Origin of the sequence: Pedobacter roseus (assembly GCF_014395225.1) — a bacterium.
In the GTDB taxonomy this organism is placed as follows: Bacteria; Bacteroidota; Bacteroidia; order Sphingobacteriales; family Sphingobacteriaceae; genus Pedobacter; species Pedobacter roseus.
In genome coordinates, this window is the sequence record NZ_CP060723.1 from 4,587,214 (window position 1) to 4,609,297 (window position 22,084).

Below are 22,084 nucleotides of genomic sequence, written 5' to 3' on the forward strand. Positions count from 1 at the left end.
CTTACTTCGTAAACATACAACTAAAAATTAAGTTAAAAAATTTATTATTAATTAATCTCTTAAAAATATCAGTGTAAAAAATTCTATCACAAAAAATGCCCAGCTAATGGCTGGGCATACTTAGTAAAATGAATAGAGTATAATCTTATTTAATTCGTAACGCTTACAATTTCAATATCAAAATCAAGAGGAGTTCCGTTAGCTAAATCAGAAGGAATGATTAAGCGAAGTTTTCCTCCGGCAGTAACTTTTCCTGGTAAAATTAATTGCCAACCTTTATATAAATTGCTTAAAACTTCTGTTATTTGATTTGAAGACTGGGGGATCACAGTCCCATCTAAATATCTTACTGTATAATTTGCAACGATTGTAGAATTCAGGTTAATCGCGTCCGTTCCTGTTCCGGGAGTGCTAATGCTATAACGAGCTCTTGAAGGATCTTTAATCAGCGTTAAATTATTGTTTGCAATGAATTTATTGATTTCCAACTCGTCAATTTCATGTCTCTTAGATTCGTTATACATCACTAAATCAACTAGAATATTTTCGTTTGAGCCAATGTTCAAAGCGGCCAATCCATTTTTACCAAAAGCTAAGTGCGATGGCATAATTAAAGTAGCTTTACCACCTCGGTTTAACTTTGTTAATACTTCTCTTACTGGAGCAAAAATATAATTTATAGTGGTGCTGTTAATCGCGAATTGATCTGTATATCCTAAATAGGTACCTAAAATCATTAAATCAGGTATCTGTTTTAATACTTGTCCCGATAAAGTTTTGAATGTATAAGTATAATAGATAGAGTCCTGATTTGTAACGGTACTGCCAGTTCCTTGTGTTGTAATTTTATAATAGTACTCTTTTCCTGGATCTTTAGTGAAGGTAAGATTATTCTGCTTCAAATATGTTTGAATCGCTGCATCATCTACGCTTTCTATCGTCTCATAGTCTTTTTTGCACGAGCTGAAAACTACAGTAGCCAGTAAAAGTGTAAATAGGCCAAGTTTAGTAAATTTGTTCATTTATTATTGTACGTCTGTAAGTGTTATAGTAAAATCGAGTATCGAATTAGCAGGTACCAGGGATGATGGCGACTGTGTTCCGTAGGCGAAATAAGATGGGATAATTAACCTGATCTTTCCTCCTTTTTGTATTTTTTGAATCCCAAACTGCCATCCTAAAATAACATTTCCAAGTTTAAAAGAGGCTGGGGTTCCTTTGGTGCTATCGAAAATAGTACCGTTTAATAATCTGCCTTCATAATCTGCAGTAATAACGGTAGAAGTAAGATAACTTACGTTTCCTGTCCCAGGGGCTATAATCTGATAAAAAATACCACTTGCATCTTTTGTTGCCGCGATATTATTAGTTTTAACAAAAGCACTTATTGCAGCCGTATCAGCCTTAAACTGAGGAGTGGGATCGTAAGAATCATCAATAGATACATCTTTCTTACAGGCTGCAAAGCATCCTGTTAAGCATATCAATAGAATAATATGTTTAAACTTAACCATCATCCGCAAAAATAAGCTTTTAATACGGATGCTACAATTTTTAACCTATTTTAACAATTTTTAGAGCGTTTAAGGGTTAATGCAAAAAGATAAAAGAACATTATTGAAAATTGGCAATACAGATTTCAGCTTTGGTCTTTCTCCTTTAGTCTTTACTCTTATTGTGCATTGGACAGCTGAATGTTAAAATCCAAGACCGAATTACCTGGGATTGATCCAACAGCACTACTGCCATAACCCAAACCTGGTGGAACGATCAACCTGATTTCGCCACCTTTTTGAATTTTAGGAATACCTATTCTCCAGCCCTGAATTAGCTCAGCCAGGTTGAATGTCTGCTCTTTACCGCCTCCATTATCAAAAACATCACCGTTTAATAATCTTCCTTCGTATTTGATGGTTATTTTGGTGTTGCCTGGATAGGTAAAGGAACCGGTGCCAGGTTTAATAATCTGGTAGTATAAACCAGATGCATCTCTCACCGCATTAATATTATTCTTTTGGATAAAGTCGGTAATCTGTTTTTCAGGGTCTTCGTCTTTTTTACAAGATGAAACCGCAACTACAAATAAAAGAAGTATCGAAAGAAATCTAAATTTAATCATGGCACGAAAATATGATTTTAATGTTATAAAGTTAAGGACTTATTATTTTTCAGCTTTTATTATGCTGTGAGTTAATTTTTTAGAAAAACAGTGGAGCGACTATGACAGATATACAAGGGGCGTCATTTCGACCGCAGTGGAGAAATCTTTTAACATAGCTCAAAGATTTCTCTCCCGAAAATTCGGGACTGCGCTTCATCCGATAGCTATCGGATCGAAATTACGGCGATTTTTAAGTTTATCATTAATAAGTACGAAGCATCTGTTTCATCACTGCAGATGCTTCGTGCCTCAGCATGACATGATATTATGGATTTCTGCAGCATAAAAAAGGGTTTAAGGTTTAGGTTATGTACCCAATCCTTAAACCCTCCGCCTTTCAGCCTTCTACCTTAGAAAATATATTTATTCGCTTCAATTAATTGTTGCGCAACCCTTTGGCGTGCATCTTTAACATTAAATGGCTCTACCTTGGTAAAACGGCGTAAACCCACCAACATCATGCGTTGTTCATCACCTTCGGCAAAAGCCCAAAGTGCTTCTTTACCTGCTTTGGCAATACCATCAACTGCTTCCACCAAATAAATACGCAATAAATCCAATTGGCCTGCTGATGCTTCTTCACCACGGGTATGAACTAACTTTTCTGTCCTTAATAAAGCTGACTCCAGAACGTAAACATACCCCGCCATATCTGCAATGTTCATCAAAATTTCCTGCTCTTTGCTCAGGGTCATCATTAATTTTTGAACCGCAGCACCAGCTACCATGAGTGTTGCTTTTTTCAAATTAGACAATACCTTTTTCTCCGCAGCAAATAACGTAGTATCTTCTTCGCCAAAATCAGGAATGCTCATCAATTCAGCTGCTACGGCAGTGGCTGGCGTCATCAAATCCAATTCGCCCTTCATCGCACGTTTTAGCATCATATCAACGGTTAACAAACGGTTAATTTCATTTGTACCTTCGAAAATTCTGTTAATACGGGCATCACGGTAAGCCCTGTCCATTGGTGCATCGGCCGAAAAACCCATACCCCCATAAATCTGAACGCCTTCATCTACCGTATAATCCAATGCTTCAGAACCCCATACTTTTAAGATGGCGCATTCTACAGCAAACTGCTCAACAGATTTTAACCTGGCTTTACCCGACTCCATTCCGCCAGCAACTAATTGATCATAGGTATCATCTATATTCTGTCCGGCACGGTAATTCGCCGCATCAACTGCATAAAGTTTAGAAGCTATTTCTGCAATTTTGAAACGGATGGCTCCATATTTTGAAATCGGGCGTCCAAACTGGATCCTTTCATTTGAATAATTGATCGCTGTATTTAAAGTTGCTTTTGATGCACCGATAGCGGCAGCTGACAATTTAATCCGGCCAATATTTAAAATGTTTACCGCGATTTTGAAACCGTTTTCGCGTTCACTCAACATATTTTCCACAGGAACCGGGCAATCGTTAAAGAAAACCTGGCGGGTTGAAGAACCTTTGATACCCATTTTATGTTCTTCAGGATTCATGGTGATTCCACCGAAATTTTTCTCTACAATAAATGCGGTTAAGTTTTTATCATCGTCGATTTTGGCAAAAACGATAAAAATATCAGCAAAACCACCGTTCGTGATCCACATTTTCTGACCATTGATGATATAATGTTTACCATCTTCGCTCAGTTTAGCCTTTGTTTTACCTGAGTTTGCATCCGAACCCGAATTTGGCTCAGTTAAACAATAAGCTGCTTTCCATTCGCCTGAACCCAGCTTAGGGATATATTTTGCTTTCTGTTCTTCGTTACCGTAGTAAAGGATAGGCAAGGTACCAATCCCTGTATGTGCGGAAAGTGCCACCGCGAATGAGTGTCCGGCACCAACAACGTCGGCAACCAACATAGAAGTATTGAAATTTTTACCAAAACCTCCATATTCTTCAGGAACTGAAACACCTAAGATACCCAGTTCGCCAGCTTTGGTTAAGAGTGTCGGCATGAGTTCCGGGTCTTCCTGTTTATCAATTTTATCTAAATTGGGATAAACTTCAGAAGCCAAAAAATCGCGACAAGTCTGCGCAATCATCTGTTGCTCTTCATCAAATTCTTCAGGGATAAATACTTCCTGATATGTGGTATCTTTAATTAAGAATTCTCCACCTTTAATTGTCTTTTTTTCAGTTGTTTCCATTGTTTTAGTATCTAGTAGCGAGTATCAAGTATCACGATAAATCCGTGAACCAATACTCCCATTGTTTCTTTATAATTATTAAGTAATAAGTATCTAGACAACTTCAAAATTAGGTATCGACATTGTTTCTTACTTGGTAATTCGAATTTGATACCCGATACTCCTGTCTTGATACTTCTACTTAATAATCAATCTTTTTTCAAGCGCATAAATCATTTTTTGAACTTCGGTAGTCTTTTCAATCAGATCATTGGTAAGCGGATCTTCTAATAACCCCAATCTATTTGAAATAATTACCTGGGTTTCCAATTCAAAAGCAGAGCCCTGACTTATGGTTAAAAAATATTTAAACTGAGCGTTTGTTCCCCTACCGGCTCCTTCTGCAATATTGGAGGGTATCGAAACAGAGCATCTTTTCATTTGAGAAATCAAATCGTATCTCTCATCAACAGGCAAAAACGAACTAGCTTTATAAACATCAACGGCTAATTCAATTGATTTTTGCCAAACTTTTAAATCTTTAAAATTGTGCATATTTTATTAGTATTAGTGACTGAGTAATATGTTGGGATGATTTATAACCAGGTTTATTCACCTGCTATTAAATCTTGATACTACATACTCATATCTCGATACTATCTAAAATATCTCAAAAATTCCTGCGGCGCCCTGTCCTGTTCCTACACACATGGTTACCATTCCGTATTTCTTATTTTGTCTTTTTAATTCGTTCATGATCTGCACGGTTAGTTTTGCTCCGGTACAGCCCAGTGGATGGCCAAGTGCAATTGCACCGCCGTTAACATTGATCACATCAGGGTTTAAATCCAAGGTTCTGATTACGGCTAAAGATTGAGAGGCAAAAGCTTCGTTCAGTTCGATTAAGTCGATATCTTCTTTTTTTAAACCGGCTTGTTTCAATGCTTTAGGAATCGCTTCAATTGGCCCGATACCCATAATACGTGGTGGAACACCCGCAATGCCGTAACTTACCAACCTGGCAATCGGCTCGGCATTTAGCTCTTTCATTTTCTTTTCAGAAACTACTAAAACAAAGGCTGCACCATCTGATGTTTGAGAAGAATTACCAGCAGTTACACTACCAACAGCATCGAATACGGGTTTCAATTTCGCCAGTTTATCTAATGTGGTATCTGCTCGCGGACCTTCATCGGTATCAACCACATAAGAACGGGTTTTCTTTTTCAGGTTGGCATCCAGATAATTCTCATTCACTGTAATTGGCAAAACGCCATCTTTTAAATGACCATTTTTAATGGCATGAATAGCTTTCTCATGAGATTTTAGCGAAAATGCATCCTGGTCTTCACGACTCACATTATATTCTTTAGCAACAGCTTCGGCGGTCAAACCCATACCCCAATACCAATCGGGATTGTTTTTTGCCACTTCTGCATTGGGAACCAATTTCCACCCGCCGAAAGGCATTCCACTCATTACTTCTACTCCACCGGCAATGATACAATCGGCCATGCCAGCCTTAATTTTAGCTACCGCTGTAGCAATGGTATCTAAACCCGATGCGCAGTAACGGTTTACGGTAACACCAGGAACTTTATCGGTATCCAGCCCCATCAGCGAAATCATACGGCCAATATTTAAGCCCTGCTCTGCTTCTGGAGTAGCATTACCCACAATTACATCATCAATCTGTTCGTTATCTAAATTCGGAACCGATGCCACTAAAGCCCTGATTACTTCTGCGGCTAAATCATCAGCTCTTGTAAAACGGAATACGCCACGGGGTGCTTTACCCACTGCTGTACGATATCCGGCTATAATATATGCTTCCATTGTTTAAGTATCTAGTAGCGAGAATTTTTATTATCTGGTATCAAGTATCAAGACCTAATCCTCGCATTGTTTTATTTGTTAATTCATGTAAGTAAAACTTTCTTCGACAATTGCATCTTGATACTTGATACTCCTATCTCAATATTTAACTCACTAATTCCTCAGCGGTTTACCTTTGGTTATTATACTCTGAATTCTCTCCAAACTCTTACGCTCACCTGCCAACGATAAAAATGCTTCTCTTTCCAAATCCAATAAATATTGCTCGGTTACTTCTGTTGGAGAGGATAAATCGCCACCACACATTACATAACCTAATTTTTCGGAGATTTTTTTATCATGTTCAGAAATGAAATGCCCCGCATACATGCTATTTGCGCCTGCATAAACGATTCCTAAACCTTGCTTGCCCAAAACCTTAATGTCGTTACGCTGAACGGGTTTAGTATACCCTGCATCAGCCAGTTCAATCGCCTTGGCTTTTGCATCGGCCAATAAACGGTTACGGTTCATTGAGATTGAAAATTTATCTTTTTGCAGATAACCCAATTCGTAGGCTTCGTAACCTGAGGTAGAAACTTTGGCCATTCCGATGGTTAAGAAACGGTCTTTTAATGCATTCTGCACAATCTGATCGTCTTTATATTCATCTGAAGCACGCAAAGCAAACTCCTTTGTTCCGCCACCACCCGGGATAACACCTACGCCAAACTCTACTAAACCCATATAAGTTTCGGCAGAGAGCTGCACGTGATCGGCGTGTAAGCTAAACTCGCAGCCACCACCCAATGTTAAATTATGCGGTGCCACCACAACCGGAATAGAAGAATAACGAATGCGCATCGAGGTATTCTGGAACATGCGGATTGCCATATTTAATTCGTCCCACTCCTGCTCTACCGCCATCATAAAAATCATTCCCACGTTTGCACCAGCAGAGAAATTTGCGCCATCGTTACCGATTACCAAACCACGGTAATCTTTTTCGGCCATATCGATTGCTTTGTTGATTCCGGAGATTACATCGCCTCCAATAGTATTCATTTTAGTATGGAATTCTACATTCAGAATACCATCGCCCAAATCAATGATCGAAACACCTGAGTTTTTCCAAAGCGTTTTATTTTCGCGAAGATTATCTAAAATAATAAACTCATCTGTTCCTGGTAAAGCTTTATAACTTTTAGAAGGGATATCGTAATATTTTTTAGCACCGTTTTCTACTTTATAAAATGAAGTATTTCCGGCATCGAGCATTTCGTGCACCCAGGCCGCAGCTTTATTGCCATATTGCTCCATTCCTTCGATAGCTTCTTTTACCCCAACGGCATCCCAAAGTTCGAACGGACCTAATTCCCAACCGAAACCTGCACGCATGGCATCATCAATACGGTATAATTCGTCAGAAATTTCCGGGATCCGATCAGATACATATTCGAAGAGTCCGAAAGAAGAGTGTCGGAACAGTTCACCTGCTTTATCTTTTCCCTTAGCAAAAATCTTCATGCGCTCACGAAGGTTTTCCACCGGTTTGGTCATTTCTAAAGTAGCTGATTTTACTTTTTGCTGGGGTTTATATTCTAATGTTTTTAAATCAAGGGCAAGGATTTCAGTTTTCCCATCTGCAGTTTTTGTCTTTTTATAGAAACCCTGTTTGGTTTTATCGCCAAGCCACTTGTTCTCTTCCATTTTTTGCACATAAGCCGGAAGTTTAAACAGTTCATGCGCTTTATCGTCTGGACAGTTATCATAAAGGCCTTTCGCCACTTTGATCATGGTATCTAAACCAACTACATCAGAAGTACGGAAAGTAGCCGATTTCGGTCTGCCCAATGCTGGCCCGGTAAATTTATCAACTTCTTCTACCGTGAGGTCTAATTTCTCTACAAGGTGCAAAAGCGCCATAATGGAATAAACACCTACGCGGTTAGCAATAAAAGCTGGGGTATCTTTACATAAAACAGTTGTTTTCCCTAAAAACTTATCGCCATAATGCATTAAGAAATCAACGATTTCTGGCTGTGTATGCGGCGTAGGGATAATCTCCAGCAATTTTAAATAGCGTGGCGGATTAAAAAAGTGTGTTCCGCAGAAATGCGATTTAAAATCTTCACTTCTTCCTTCAGCCATTAAATGAATGGGAATACCAGAAGTATTGGAAGTAATCAATGTGCCAGGTTTACGGAACTGCTCTACCTGTTCGAAAACTTTTTTCTTGATATCAAGATTTTCGACCACCACTTCAATTACCCAATCGTAACCGGCAATTTTCGACATATCATCGTCGAAATTACCCGTTTTGATTTTATTTAATGCTTTTTTAGTATAAACTGGCGATGGATTTGTTTTCACAGCGGTTTGCAAAGCTGTATTTACAATCCGGTTTTTTACAGCTGGGTTATCCAGTGCTAATCCTTTTGCCTGCTCTTCGGGGCTCAGTTCTTTAGGGGCAATATCCAAAAGCAGAACCTCAACACCAATATTGGCGAAGTGGCATGCAATACGGGAACCCATAATACCTGAACCTAGAACAGCAACTTTATTAATGCTTCGTTTCATCAGTATATATTTTTCGTTTTATGGTCTGATGTAACCTATTGTGTAAAAATTTACACAGCGGGTTTCATGATTATATTTGTTAATCAACAGTATAGGCTACTGTAATATCATTTAGTTTTATCAACAGGGTAATGAATGTTTCCTTCTCTTTTTTGGTAAAGTGCTCATCGAGGTATTCATTAAATTTTCGAACAACCCCCTTAGCCAATTGTTTTTTCTCTTTACCAAAATCAGTGAGAAAAACTTTAACTGACCGTTTATCGCCTGCGGAGGTTTCGCGGTATATCAGATCGGCTTCTTCCATGTTGTTTAACATACGCGAAAGACTGGTGGCTTTTACGCCCAATAAGGCAGCTAAATTTGAAACGGCAGTTCCATCGGTATCATCTATATTAATGAGCATATAACCAATAGCCTGTGTAATTCCAAAACTGGAAGCCATTTGATTATACTTATTGAACATATTTTGCCAGGCAAACTTAATATGGTAATCTATGGTTTGTTGTTGTTTCATTTTTGCTAATTTATTATGCTTGCATAACAAAGCTAATGAATGTATTTTGTTAATGCAATAGAGAAATTCAAAATAATTGTCAAAATTTTCTTGTTATAATTGTACACAAATGAAAACACACATTATGTTAAAAGCGAAAACAATTCTCCTGTTTAGCCTATTTATTGCATGGGCTACCATTTGCAAAAGTCAGGTATCTTATTTTGGAGCTGCGCTTCTAAATAGTCAAAAGTTAGAAGTTTTTAAAAACACCACCACCTTATTTACTTTACAATATGCTGATTATGCCGAACTGGAAAAATTTGACCAGGCGATAAAAAAAACCTGGACCATTACTCCTTATAAAATCATTAAGCCCGAAGAACTTGCAAAGTATGATACCCTTGCAAATTATTCATTTTTCTATTTTGACGGCTATGCCGAAAAACTGGATAGTACGACTGATGTAAACGTGGTTTATGCGCTGAAACTGGTTACACCATCAAAAAAACCGAAGACAAAGGAAGAAAGCGTACTGGCAACAGTGAATGTTTTTACCGACGCGAATACCAATCTATTTGTTGAATCGATGGATCAGCAAATTGGTTCTAAAAAGAATAAAAAGGCCACTCTTTTATCCCTTCTTTACAACAGGTCACATTTTCTCAACTGGTCGCCTGGATTTTTGACAGGTTATTTGAAACAGATTAATGACGGCTTAATGGCCAGTGAAACCTGCAGCATAGATTATCAGTTTTACAATAAAATCCGCCTGCCGGAGCTGGCGAAGGAAACACTTTATATACCGGAATATATTAAAGAGGTATTTTCATCGCAATTGGCCCTCTTGCCTAAATCGGGCATCGTTTTAGAACCTTATAATTATAAGCTCAAATTTGTATCGTATAAAGTGCTTGATAGTTTGATTTTGAACAAAAATACTCCTATCAAATACGTGGTTTATACACAACGCTCAGACGATAAAATCGTCAGCATTTATGACAGCAAAGACGATAAAATTATTTACCAGCGCTTTTATCCGCAATCGCTGAATTTTGAAATGAATGATTTAAGCGAGATTAAAAAGGTAATCGTTTCGCTTAAATAAAATTAGACTTTTGTTCATACGGGTAAAATAATTGCAAAAAGATCATTATAATTGAGGCTTAAACCAAACTTAAAACGCTCGTATGATTACAACCAAAAAACTGCTTATTACTGCAGTGTGCTTTTGCTATTCAATAATCCTGTCTGCCCAAGTTACTTTTAAGGGAAAGGGCGACATCAATGAAGAGGAGTTCAGTGCATTCAAAAACACCATTACCCTATTTACACTTCAGTACAAAGATTATACAGAACTCGAAAAATTTAACGAAGCCATTAAAACAACCTGGACGGCAACACCTTTTTTAATTATTAAACCTGAAGAACTGGGAAAGTACACCGGGAAACCCGGTTATTCTCTGTTTACTTTTAATGGATATTTGCAAAGCTCAGGAAATACAACGGTGATCAGATTTTTTTACTCCTTAACCATGCCTTATTTTAAAAAGAATGGCAAACAGGGGGATGATATTACCTTAGGAGAAATTACGGTATATCCAGATAATAAAACTCTTTTTACGGCCATTGGAAATCCATTTAGTTTTAAGGGTGCAAAAAAAAGGGAAGAAGAAATGATATCCTTTCTATATAATAGTGCGCTTCTTTATAATTGGTCGCCGGGCATGCTAAAAGGATATTTGAAACAATTGAATGAAGGCATTCTTTCCAGAAAAGAAAGGAAAATGTTTTTTGAAATGGATGATAAAGTTAAACTTGCCTCTTTAGCAAAAGACACACTATATGTACCTGATTATGTTAAAATTAAATTTAACATGTTCTCCATGTCTGAGAAAGTTGATGAAGGCAAGGATGAAGATCTTTCGGAAGCTTATAATTATCCAATAAAGTTTGTACCGGTTAAAACTTTAAACGAACTGATTTTAAAGAAAGGGTCAAATATTAACTACCTAGTGTTTACTAAAAGCAGTTCTGATAAATTTATTTGTATATACAACAGCTACAGTAATGACCTGCTATATCAGAATTACACCCCTATTTCATACAATTTTAAAAATGGTGATTTAAGCAAAATCAAAAGATTAATAAGATAAATATTCTGATAAAAAACAAAAAGTCCCGATTTTCATCGGGACTTTTTTATGTGGCATTAAACCAGACTAGTAAAGTGTAAACTCTACACGACGGTTTTGTTGACGACCAGCTGCTGTTTTATTGGTAGCAATTGGTTGACCCATACCGTAACCTGTAGCCTCGATACGTGATGCATTAGCACCTTGAGAAACTAAATAAGCTTTAACAGATTCTGCTCTTTCTTTAGATAAACGTAAGTTTAGTTCTTTTGAACCAGTGTTATCAGTGTGACCAGCTAATTTTAAGCTGAAGTTTTTCTGAACTAACAATGCAGCAACCCTGTTTAATGAAGCATAAGATTTAGAACGGATAGTTGCTTTACCTAAATCGAACTCTAAGTTTTTAATTGCTTCGTTAACTACCTTACGGTCTTCTTCAGTAACAATTACTTTTTCTACAACTTTTTCTGGAGTTTTTAATGGACAACCTGAACCATCTACTACAGTACCTGCAGGTGTATCAGGACATTTATCCAATTTATCTGCAACGCCATCACCATCTGTATCTTTTAAGATATCATTTAATTCAGCACGTAATTTTGCATTATCAGCTTTTTGTGCATTTAAGTCAGATTTTAAACCTTCTGCAGTTTGTTTTGCTTTTAATGCTTCATCATAAGTTAAAGCTACCGGATTGTGGAAAGCCAATTGTTTTCCGCTACCTAATGCAAACTCTAAACCAGCATAAGCATAGTTGTATTTGTCATTACCGCCTCTGTAGTAACCATCTAAGTTATCACCATCAAGGAATGTGATTGTCCAACCTAAATCGAAGTTAACTGCATCAGAGATTTTAAATTTAGCACCTAAACCTACAGGGATAATCAATTCGTTGATGTTTTCATCACCTGCATAAAGTCTAGAACCAGCTGCTGTTGTAATAGTAGGTTTGTAACCTGCAATACCCGCACCAGCAGAAGCATAAAGTTGTAAAGCATTCTCTTTTTTAAACATATCGATATTGAACATGTTTACTACAGCATTTAAACTTCCTGAATAAGATAATTCAGTATCGAAAGCTCTTACCGGAGAATTGTTTACTACACCACTTTCGTAAGCTTCGGTGTTATCGCCTTTTAATTTACCGCGAACTCCGTCTAAACGTAACGAGAAATAAGGTGTAAATTGTTTTTTGATGTAAAGGCCATAACCTAAGCTCGATTTGTTATTGCTAAAATCGTTTTTACCACCCAATGGTGAAAGAGGGGTTAAAACACCTGCGTTTACTCCAATCGACCACGTTTTGAACGAGGTAGATGAAGTTGCCGGGCTTTCCTGAGCGGAAGCAACCGAACCGATTAATAAACCAGCGAGTGCTACTGGTAAGGTTTTAAATAATTGTAGTTTCATAATTTTATGTATAACGTTGAATAGCGTTTCACAACCTTTACAATAGCCATACCAAAAATACCAGCTGTTTAAAATAATTATCAACTTATTAACACTAATGGCTGCAGCAAACATAATTACCTCTGCAGTTCATCCCTACCCAATAAACCTTTGATATAGCTTAAAACAGTATAATTGCACAAATTCGCTTTTTTAACCTGCTTTTAGCAACCATTTTCTTTTTACCGGATTGATGAGCGGTCTGCTTCATCGTATTTACGTAAAATTTATCCTGATTGAATAGCAATTAAATTGCAAGCCCAAGTATGATTACATTTACACACACAAAACTAATGAGTATTAAGGCTTTAGCTTCATCAGTATAATAAGGATCACTATTAGAAATTTACCAAAAATGTTATGTAGATTTTTTTGAGGAATAACTTCTACACTTTACAAGTAATAACTGCTTATAAAATCGCCAAACGCAAGGCTTTTAAGCCACTCAATCCTTGCAGGTCTTCTAAATCAAGATCTTCTGTTTCGGCGCCCAAAGCACCTGTTTCTTGCAGGTATTTTACAAATGGCAGGTAATCGTCAATATCTCTCTTATTAAAATAGATTAATGCCAGTTTATCGGGTTGTGTAAGCCGTTCCTGTGAATTTCGGATCAATACTTTATCGATCCTTTTTTTGATCATCTGGTACCTGATGTTATACGCTCCTTCTACATCAAACTTTCTTTCGTCAATCCTAAAATTAATATCTATAGGATGATTATGGATAAAAATTAATTGGGTTGTAGTGAGTTTAACGGGCATATCAGGCTGAAGTTGCCGTACCAATCTGGCAATGGTAACCATTGATGAAAGTTGCCACAAACGCAGGTTCTTTAAATGGAAATGATTAAAAACCTTATCAGGAGCAATGGACTGACCGATATAGATGTCGTACTCAACACCATCTGTCCTGAACTTTTCGAAATAACAGGGATAGGACTCTTGTAGTTTTTCACGTTCAGTTTCAAAATAAGCATTAATATCCCGGTTTATCAGCTGCATGGATGTTTCTAAAGCCTGCCGGTGTTTATAAACCTGGCCATCGTGTGCAGAAATAAGTTCAAGATATTTACCGATTACCTTTTGGGTATGGGGATGCGATTGGGAAATGAGCTGCAGATAATCGCTGGTTTCTTCTTTAAGAAAAATATTGAGGCTGTTCTCTTCGGTGGTATTCAACTCATTGCCATGTAAAAGATTATTCCATTTTTTACAGTTGAATATCATTTCTACCAGCAAAGCATCCGTATAGGTTTTGCTAAGCTGATCCAGTGTTTCGCTGAGCAAGTTTAGGTGCAGGCCCAGATCGGCTTTACTGGCGGCATTCCGTTCGGTGGTTGAATTTCGAATATCTATGGCACCATAAAAAGGATAAACATCATTAAAACTGATATCATCTGTACGGAGGGGCAGGTTCTTCTTCTTATCGTAAAGATAATGCCAGGCAGCTTCATTAAATTTCCATTGAACGGCTGGCTGGATAGAAGTATATTTTTCTTTGATGATATTTTCAATCTCAAAGTTAAATTCATCAATGTAAACCTGGAGTAGCTGGGCAATTGGCGATAGTACGGGATCCAATAAGGTGATTTTCCTTTCGTTGAAAGTTTCACCAAGCCAGGTATGCATGCCCAACACCCCAACCAATATATGGTTATGAAATACCGGAATAAGCGCCATCGATTTTACATTCAGTTCCCTAAACCTATCCAGCCACGGGAACATCTCTTTGCTTTCTGCCCAGATATCGGGCGAATAAAAAGAATTGGGGTTTGCAGCATAACCCTCGGCAATCTGCCTAAAAGCTTCAGGACTTAGGGTTTCTTCGCCCCATACCGAAAAAAGCAGTCCGCTGCCACCTTTTACATAGCCATAAACCATTTTATTATTCACCCTAACAAAAGGAAAAAGATCAAACTGGATGTTGGCGTTTTGAACCAATACTTTAAGCGATTGAATTACCTCTTCATAAGCAGCACCTTCGCTGCCGGGCACACGGCTTAACCTTACATTTTTAATATTTTCGACCGCATGTTTCGCCGTAACATCAGTAATGGTTAATACTGAAATGCCGCGGAGTTCGAAAAGATCTAATGGTAATAGCTCTTGCAATTTATCTAAGCCAGATTCATCAGCTAAGTATTGTTGCAATTCGCGGTAACTAAGTTCTGGTAAGCTCCTTTTAGCCTTCACTTCGATGAAACTGGCATTTACACCAATGTGGAAATAAGCTGGCAAACCGGTATCGGCATTGAGTGCTGAATGATATTTTTCTTTTACCGGCGAGTGAAAATCATATAATTTATCAAGGATGAAGGAATAAATAAAATGCAGGCGATCGTGCTGATGTTGCTCAAGTGTTTTTGATCCGGCGAAGCTGTGCTGATCTTTCTCTTCATGTTCAAGCAACTCATACATCAGTTCCGTACCATAAAAAGTGAGGGGCTGCATAGGTGCACAAAGTCCCCAGGCTTGATGATCTTCGTTTAGAAGTGGTGGTGAAAGACAGGCGTAAATGTACTCCAGCAATAATTCGTGCTGGTAAATGTCATCGAAAGCAATAACCTGATCGGTTATGGCCTGCTTGTTAAATTCATTTAACGCATGGTTATAGAGCGTAGATTTTACCGTTTTTTCTTCTTTGACTTTTTCCTTCAGGTATTTAACGAAAGGGCCGAAAGAGATGGCCGAATCTACCCCGGCAAACTGGGATAATTCTGTGCAATATTAAATATGCGCTTCTTCATCTCTTTAAATTTTAGATTAGACAAGCTGTTAACTGATTTGTAACAGATTGACTAAAGCTAAGATAAAAAATTGAAGTGATAATCTGCTACCAGCCAATGGCCTTATCATCGCCACGTGGATCGGCACCGCCCTGATAGTTGCCCCATTTGGTTTTTAAGATGGCATCAACCCTTCCAATTGCACCACGGGGAACGATCTTATAACCTTTTGCCTTTAATTTTTCTGTCGATAAGCTGTCAATTGCATCCTTTTCTACATATACCTCATCTGGCAACCATTGATGATGGAATTTCTTTGCGGCTACAGCTTCTTGCATCGACATGTCGAAATCGATTACATTTATAATGGTCTGAAATACAGAAGTGATAATGGTTGAGCCACCGGGCGTACCCACCACCATAAATAATTTTCCATCTTTCTCTACAATACTGGGTGTCATAGAGCTCAACATTCTTTTATTTGGAGCAATGGCATTGGCTTCGCCACCCACTAAACCGTACATATTTGGAGCGCCCGGTTTAACAGAAAAATCGTCCATTTCATTATTTAGCAGAAAGCCAGCACCTTTTACGGCTACCAACGATCCATAAGAGCCGTTTAATGTTGTAGTGATTGAAACAGCATTACCATCACGGTCTACAATAGAAAAATGTGTGGTTTCTTCGTGCTCTGTACCTTTTATCTCTCCCGCTAGAACCGAACTGCTTGGAGTTGCGGCCGCCCAGTTAAAATTGGCCATGCGGTTTTGATTATAATCAGGACTTAATAACTGTTGTTGTGGTACTGCATAAAAATCAGGGTCGCCCAAATGTGTGGCACGATCGGCATACACCCTTCTCTCGGCTTCTACAATAACCTGAACAGTAGAATCGGCATTATGTCCCCACTTTTTAAGAGGAAATTTTTCTACACTTTGCAACAGTTGTACCAAAGCAATACCACCGCTTGATGTTGGCGGCATGGTAATAATTTTATAACCCCTGTAATTACCTGTAATGGGTTTACGCCAGGCGGAGTGATAATTTTTTAAATCTTCCTTAGTGATCAATCCCTTGCCGCGCTGCATCTCTGCCACAACCGAATCGGCTACTGCACCTTCATAAAAACCTGCCCTGCCTTTCTTCTGGATCAGTTTTAAAGTATTGGTCAGCTCTTTTTGAACGAGCAAATCATTTTCCTGCCAGGTACTTTCTAAATTAACAAAAGCAGTTCCGTCAGGGTTAAATTCCATAAATTTACGGTGCAAACTGTTCAACTCCCCGGCTTGTCGTTTAGTGATTTTGAAACCGTTCTGGGCAAGGTCTATCGCCGGTTGCAATACTTGTGCCCAGGAAAGTTTTCCATATTTTTTGTGTGCCTCTACCATGCCATCAACTGATCCGGGAACACCAGAAGCTAAATAACCATACAAACTTTTATCTACAATCGGGTTTCCAGCGCTATCGAGGTACATATCCCTGCTTGCAGATGCGGCTGCTTTTTCACGAAAATCCAACGCGTTTATTTCGCCATTTGCACCACGGTAAACCATAAAACCACCGCCGCCGATATTCCCTGCATTGGGATAAACTACAGCCAGCGCAAACTGAACTGCAACGGCAGCATCAACAGCATTACCTCCCTTTTTTAAAATATCTATCCCAACCTGCGAAGCTTCCGGATGGGCTGAAACCACCATCCCGTTTTTATATTCGCCACTATTATTTTTACCTAGCTGACCAGTTACGCAACCAGCAAGCAAAACCACCAAAGTTAAGGAAGCGAAAGAATTTTTAATTTTAATGAGGGGCTTTATAGTTTTCTGCATCCTTGTATATTTTTTCGATCACCTCATTGTTTTTTTCAGTAATCACTTTTCTTTTTAAGCTTAATTTGGGGGTAAGTTCTCCACCATCTATGCTCCATTCTTTTGGCAATAAGGCAAATCTTTTTACCTGTTCCCATTTACCAAAACCCACATTTGAAGCTTCAATCACTTCATTATATTTGGCAAGCACCTGCTCGTTTTTGATCATTTCTTCGTTTGTGGTAAAAGTAATTCCTTTTCTGCCCGCCCAGGTTTTTAAGGTTTCAAAATTTGGAACGATTAAGGCCGACGGGAATTTTCTATTTTCGCCCAATACCATAATCTGTTCGATAAAAATCGATTCTTTATATTTATTCTCCAGCATTTGTGGTGCTACGTATTTACCACCTGCTGTTTTAAACATTTCCTTTTTACGGTCGGTAATTTTTAAGAAACGGCCATCAACCAGCTCGCCGATATCCCCGGTATGGAACCAACCGTCTTTATCTACAGCTTCATCGGTTAAATCAGGACGGTTATAATAACCTTTCATCACCTGGTGACCTCGGGTTAATACTTCACCATCTTGCGCAATTTTAACTTCCACACCTTTAATTACCTCGCCTACGGTTCCGAACATGGTTCCACCGAAATGGTTAACGGTAATTACAGGCGAGGTTTCGGTTAAGCCATAACCTTCGAAAACCGGCATACCTGCTGCCCAGAAAATTCTGGCCAAACGTGGGTTTAATGCTGCTCCGCCCGATACGATCACTACAATCTCACCACCAAGTGCTTCCTGCCATTTTTTAAAAACCAGTTTACGGGCAATACCAAGTTTAAAATTATACCAGCCACCCGCATTAATGGTATATTTTTCGGCCAAGGCCACCGACCAAAAGAAAATTCCTTTTTTAACGCCCGTTAATGCCTTGCCTTTTTCCATAATCTTATCGTATACTTTTTCGAGCAGACGTGGAACGGTAGAGAATGCATTTGGCTTTACATGCTGAATATCGGCCACGATGGTATCCATACTTTCGGCATAATAAATAGCGGTGTAATTAAATAAGTACAGATAAATGATCATCCGTTCGAAAATGTGCGAGAGCGGCAAAAAGCTGAGGCCTTTTTTAACACCTTCGGGCATTACCACAGACGAGTTTACAAAGTTTGCCACCAGGTTATTGTGCGTTAGCATTACCCCTTTTGGAGTACCTGTAGTTCCGGAAGTATAGATTAAAGTTAAAATATCTTCGGGAGCCACTTTAGCGCGGTATTCATCCAGATTGATATCACTGTTGGCTTTACCCAGTTCGATTAATGTAGTCCAGTTTTCGGCTTCGGGAATTTCATTAAAACTATAAATTTTGATATTGGGGTTTATGGCATCAGCACAGGGTTTAATTTTTTTATACAATTCTTCATCAGCGACGAAAATGATCGAAATCTCTGCATCCTTTAATATAAATTCAATGTCGTGTTCGGCAAGTGTTGGGTACAGCGGAATCTGATAGGCACCAATCTGGTTGGCTGCAAAATCTGCAATATTCCATTCGGGTCTGTTGTGCGACATTACCGCTACTCTACCACCTTTGGTAATGCCCTGCTTAATCAATCCACGGCTTAGTTGATCTACAGCATCACAAAAATCGACTGTACTATAATTTATCCATTTTCCGCTAACTTTTCCGCTGATGAACTCTTGCTTTGGATTTTCGAGGCTGTATTTCAAAAGATCAAAAACCCGTTTAATTTCTGCCGCCATATAAATCGTATAATATTTGGTTAAGTTAAAAATTCAATCTCAAAGATTGATGTCTATGTCTGTTTTTAATAAAAATAATACCTCCCCATTAAGAAACCGGTGCATTATGCCTATCAAAAAATATTTAAATAAACTTAGCAATTACAAAATTACTATGCAAGCATTGTTTTTTATGATTTTAGATTTTGACCAAAAAAACATAAACGGCACTAAAGTTGTTAGGCTGGTAATTATTTAAAAAACACTTAAATTATGAAAAAGTTATTTACAATTTTAGGATGTATTGCACTATTTGCTTTCAGTACAACAAACGTTAAAGCCCAAAACTATAAAACCGGATTAGGTTTAGGCATTGATTTTGGTGATGGCGCAACATTGGTTGGTCCCTCAATCAGACATCACTTCAGTAGAAAAGCAGCCATTCAAGGTGATGTGTTATTTGGCGGAAACTCTACCATTATTCAAGGTTTCCTTCAATATAATTCTTCAATCCCTGGAGCTAAAGGTTTAGATTGGTATTTAGGTGGTGGTCCTTCGATTCAATTGTATGATGGTGGCTCTAGCTTCTATTTGGTACCAATGGTGGGTTTAGACTATAAATTCTCAGGTGCGCCTTTAGCATTGGCTTTAGACTGGAGACCTAGGTTATACATCGGCAGTAATGATAGCGATTTTAACGCTGGAAGATTCGGTTTAGGCTTTAGATATACTTTCTAGGCAGAGAGCGATGAGCGTTTAGCGCACGGCGTTAAGCGAAGCACGTAACATAAAAAATCCCGTAAGAAATTCATCTTACGGGATTTTTTATGCCTTGAACCATATACTCAAGACTGAGGACTTAAGACTCTGAACTAAACTCCTGTCCATTTTTTTAACACTGCTTTTTGTGCTGGTGTTGCATTTTCGTTAACGGTTGCTTTTAAGCGTACGCTTGGATTTTCTTTTAAGGTTAAAGAGATTTCTTTTTCAAGTCCATCGCGTTTAACTTTTAGTTTTAACACATCGCCGATATTTTTTTTACCAACCAACGGGATGGCATCTAAAGAAATCATCGGGCTTTTTAACCTCACGTTTGATAGCGCATCGCTTAATGTAGTATCATCCAAACTTAATATTACATCATTCACATTTAAACCACTGATCCAGGCTGCAGAATTTCTTGTGGTAGAAGTAATTGTCAAGCCATCATTGGTTAACTGTCCTGAAGCTCCTGTAACTGGTTTACCTGGCGTTGCATTTTCGGTTGATACATCTACACCTGCATAAGCGAAATATTTTACATATTCAACATCATCAACACCGTTCACATATTTTGCCCAGAAATTGGTAAAACTGATTCCTGATATTTTTTCAACCATGGCTTTAAACTCTGCATCGGTATAACCACGTTTTAAGGTTTTGCATTGTAAGTACATGGCTTTCATTACATCATCTAAACTTTTAGCGCCTTTTGTAGCGTTAATGATTTCGAGATCCATTAAAATACCGATTACTTCTCCTTTATTATAGTATGAGATGGAATTGTTTTTTGAGTTCTCGTTAGGGCGGTAACCGATAATCCATGCATCGTAACTTGATGAAGCTGCTGATTGATATTTCGCCCCAGGTGTATTTAATACTGTACCTACACCGCTGGCAAGATCTTTCAAAAATTCATCTACATCGGTAAAACCAGCCCTGTGCAGGTATTTATTTTCGTAATACGAAGTAAATCCTTCCGCCACCCAAAGGTTGGTGGTATAATTTTCATTGTCGTAATCGAACGGGCCTAATGCCACCGGACGTAAACGTTTAACATTCCAAAGGTGGTGATATTCGTGTGCTACCAAACCTAAAAAGCCTTTATATCCTTCTGCAGTGTTGTATGCATTTCTGGTTGCGCCTAAGGTAGTAGAGTTTAAATGCTCTAAACCGCCACCGCCTCTTAAAAAGTTGTGTACGATAAAAACGTAGTGTTTATTTGGGTTTTCGCCATACACTTCAGTTTCCTTTTCAACAATTTTGGCCATATCTACTTTAAGTTTTTCCTTATCGTAGTTACCACCACCATACATGGCCACTTCGTGACGAACACCGGCTGCTGTAAATTCGAAAACATCCTGGTTACCCACTTCGATAGGACTATCGTATAGAATATCAAAATCGGTTGCCTTATATGTAAACTGCTCGCCTGCAACTGGTGTTAAACCGGTTGAAACTTTGCTCCAGGTATTGAAAGGAATAATTTTTACGGTACTTGGCGATTTGATCAAACCATCAGGATGCATAAAAATACCTGTTGGAGATAAAAATGCATGCGATTCGTCGATAAAAGGTGTACGCACCGAAATTTCGAATGCATAAACACGGTAGTTGATCTGGATATTGGCCGCTTTCGCAGAGAAAATTCTCCAGGTGTTTTTTCTTACCTTTTCTACTTTAACCGCTTTACCCGCTGCTGTAGCCTTAAATTCTTCTACACTTTTTTCAAATTCACGCACCAGATAAGAACCAGGGGTCCATACCGGCATTTTTACATCTACATAATCTTTTGCCAAGCCAGAAATATTCATCTGCACTTCAGCATAGTGTGCCTGTGGCTCTTTAAAAGAAACCTCAAAGCCTATTTTTACCTGCGCCTTCGCTGCCATAATACACGTTAGTAGTAAAACTAAACTTAAAATTGATTTTTTATTAAACATATTGAGGGTGTTTTGTTGCAAATTTATATTTATTGATGAGGTTTTGGAACAAAATAGCTAAATGTGGTGTAAAATAGTTGTTTCTGTTTGCCCGGCGTTTTGCGTTGGGCGATATGCAGAAAGCTGACGGAAGTTGAACAGCCAAGTGGCGCCAGGCATTAATTTGTTGATTTTTGAGGGATAATAATTGATCAGTACTTATTATTTTGCATCCAAACTATGGACTTCCGACTTCAGGCTTCGGACTAAAATCGGTAACATCCTTAATACAACAAATTTAGGACTAAACTATTTGAATATTTTTACGCTCTAATTCTGGAACATTAATCTTATTTTAATGTTTGGA

General features: G+C 38.2%; 16 protein-coding genes. 3 read left to right on the forward strand and 13 right to left on the reverse strand.

Translation table 11 applies throughout. The features are described from left to right. Positions 1-149 precede the first annotated feature (149 nt). The 8 genes from H9L23_RS18825 to H9L23_RS18860 all read right to left on the reverse strand — a co-directional run bounded on the left by H9L23_RS18825 (position 150) and on the right by H9L23_RS18860 (position 9,193). Complete coding sequence (locus tag H9L23_RS18825; protein WP_187591793.1) at positions 150-1,022, reverse strand: FKBP-type peptidyl-prolyl cis-trans isomerase; 873 nt, start codon at positions 1,020-1,022, stop codon at positions 150-152. Positions 1,023-1,025: 3 nt separating this feature from the next. Next, positions 1,026-1,517 carry an FKBP-type peptidyl-prolyl cis-trans isomerase gene (locus H9L23_RS18830; RefSeq protein WP_246474740.1) on the reverse strand — a complete coding sequence of 164 codons (492 nt, stop codon included), beginning with the start codon at positions 1,515-1,517 and terminating at the stop codon, positions 1,026-1,028. Between the two features lie 155 nt (positions 1,518-1,672). Continuing rightward, a complete protein-coding gene (locus tag H9L23_RS18835; RefSeq protein ID WP_187591794.1) occupies positions 1,673-2,119 on the reverse strand; it encodes an FKBP-type peptidyl-prolyl cis-trans isomerase in 447 nt (148 codons plus the stop codon). A 392-nt stretch (positions 2,120-2,511) separates the two neighbouring features. Next, positions 2,512-4,305 carry an acyl-CoA dehydrogenase family protein gene (locus tag H9L23_RS18840; RefSeq protein WP_187591795.1) on the reverse strand — a complete coding sequence of 598 codons (1,794 nt, stop codon included), beginning with the start codon at positions 4,303-4,305 and terminating at the stop codon, positions 2,512-2,514. A 177-nt stretch (positions 4,306-4,482) separates the two neighbouring features. Continuing rightward, positions 4,483-4,839 (reverse strand): four helix bundle protein, encoded by a 357-nt coding sequence (locus H9L23_RS18845; protein ID WP_187591796.1) that lies wholly within the window; start codon positions 4,837-4,839, stop codon positions 4,483-4,485. A gap of 105 nt (positions 4,840-4,944) precedes the next feature. Next, positions 4,945-6,120 (reverse strand): acetyl-CoA C-acyltransferase, encoded by a 1,176-nt coding sequence (locus H9L23_RS18850; RefSeq protein WP_187591797.1) that lies wholly within the window; start codon positions 6,118-6,120, stop codon positions 4,945-4,947. A 153-nt stretch (positions 6,121-6,273) separates the two neighbouring features. Continuing rightward, positions 6,274-8,679, reverse strand: coding sequence for a 3-hydroxyacyl-CoA dehydrogenase/enoyl-CoA hydratase family protein (locus H9L23_RS18855; protein ID WP_187591798.1), 2,406 nt, complete (start codon positions 8,677-8,679; stop codon positions 6,274-6,276). A gap of 79 nt (positions 8,680-8,758) precedes the next feature. Continuing rightward, the gene (locus tag H9L23_RS18860) at positions 8,759-9,193 is read right to left on the reverse strand and encodes a MarR family winged helix-turn-helix transcriptional regulator (protein WP_187591799.1); all 435 of its coding nucleotides are present in this window, start codon (positions 9,191-9,193) and stop codon (positions 8,759-8,761) included. A 109-nt stretch (positions 9,194-9,302) separates the two neighbouring features. On the opposite strand from H9L23_RS18860, the gene H9L23_RS18865 reads away from it, so the two are divergent. Together H9L23_RS18865 and H9L23_RS18870 are read left to right on the forward strand one after the other, a co-directional pair. Continuing rightward, positions 9,303-10,280, forward strand: a complete 978-nt coding sequence (locus H9L23_RS18865; RefSeq protein ID WP_187591800.1) for a hypothetical protein — start codon at positions 9,303-9,305, stop codon at positions 10,278-10,280. 82 nt (positions 10,281-10,362) lie between these two features. Then, positions 10,363-11,328, forward strand: a complete 966-nt coding sequence (locus H9L23_RS18870; protein WP_187591801.1) for a hypothetical protein — start codon at positions 10,363-10,365, stop codon at positions 11,326-11,328. A gap of 66 nt (positions 11,329-11,394) precedes the next feature. Here H9L23_RS18870 and H9L23_RS18875 read toward each other — a convergent pair whose 3' ends face one another. The 4 genes from H9L23_RS18875 to H9L23_RS18890 all read right to left on the reverse strand — a co-directional run bounded on the left by H9L23_RS18875 (position 11,395) and on the right by H9L23_RS18890 (position 19,057). After that, positions 11,395-12,717 carry a DUF6089 family protein gene (locus H9L23_RS18875; protein ID WP_187591802.1) on the reverse strand — a complete coding sequence of 441 codons (1,323 nt, stop codon included), beginning with the start codon at positions 12,715-12,717 and terminating at the stop codon, positions 11,395-11,397. Between the two features lie 449 nt (positions 12,718-13,166). Then, positions 13,167-15,284, reverse strand: coding sequence for a GAF domain-containing protein (locus H9L23_RS18880; RefSeq protein ID WP_187591803.1), 2,118 nt, complete (start codon positions 15,282-15,284; stop codon positions 13,167-13,169). A gap of 304 nt (positions 15,285-15,588) precedes the next feature. Then, positions 15,589-17,310: a gamma-glutamyltransferase gene (gene ggt / locus H9L23_RS18885; protein WP_187591804.1), complete on the reverse strand. Its 1,722-nt coding sequence runs from the start codon at positions 17,308-17,310 to the stop codon at positions 15,589-15,591. After that, positions 17,282-19,057: an AMP-dependent synthetase/ligase gene (locus H9L23_RS18890; RefSeq protein ID WP_187591805.1), complete on the reverse strand. Its 1,776-nt coding sequence runs from the start codon at positions 19,055-19,057 to the stop codon at positions 17,282-17,284. The genes ggt and H9L23_RS18890 overlap by 29 nt, the downstream gene beginning before the upstream one ends. A 252-nt stretch (positions 19,058-19,309) precedes the next feature. Between H9L23_RS18890 and H9L23_RS18895 the strand changes: the two genes are divergently transcribed. Then, positions 19,310-19,774: a hypothetical protein gene (locus H9L23_RS18895; RefSeq protein ID WP_187591806.1), complete on the forward strand. Its 465-nt coding sequence runs from the start codon at positions 19,310-19,312 to the stop codon at positions 19,772-19,774. Between the two features lie 134 nt (positions 19,775-19,908). Here the strand turns inward: H9L23_RS18895 and H9L23_RS18900 are convergent, their stop codons facing one another. Next, positions 19,909-21,687: a M61 family metallopeptidase gene (locus H9L23_RS18900; protein WP_246474741.1), complete on the reverse strand. Its 1,779-nt coding sequence runs from the start codon at positions 21,685-21,687 to the stop codon at positions 19,909-19,911. Positions 21,688-22,084: the final 397 nt, after the last annotated feature.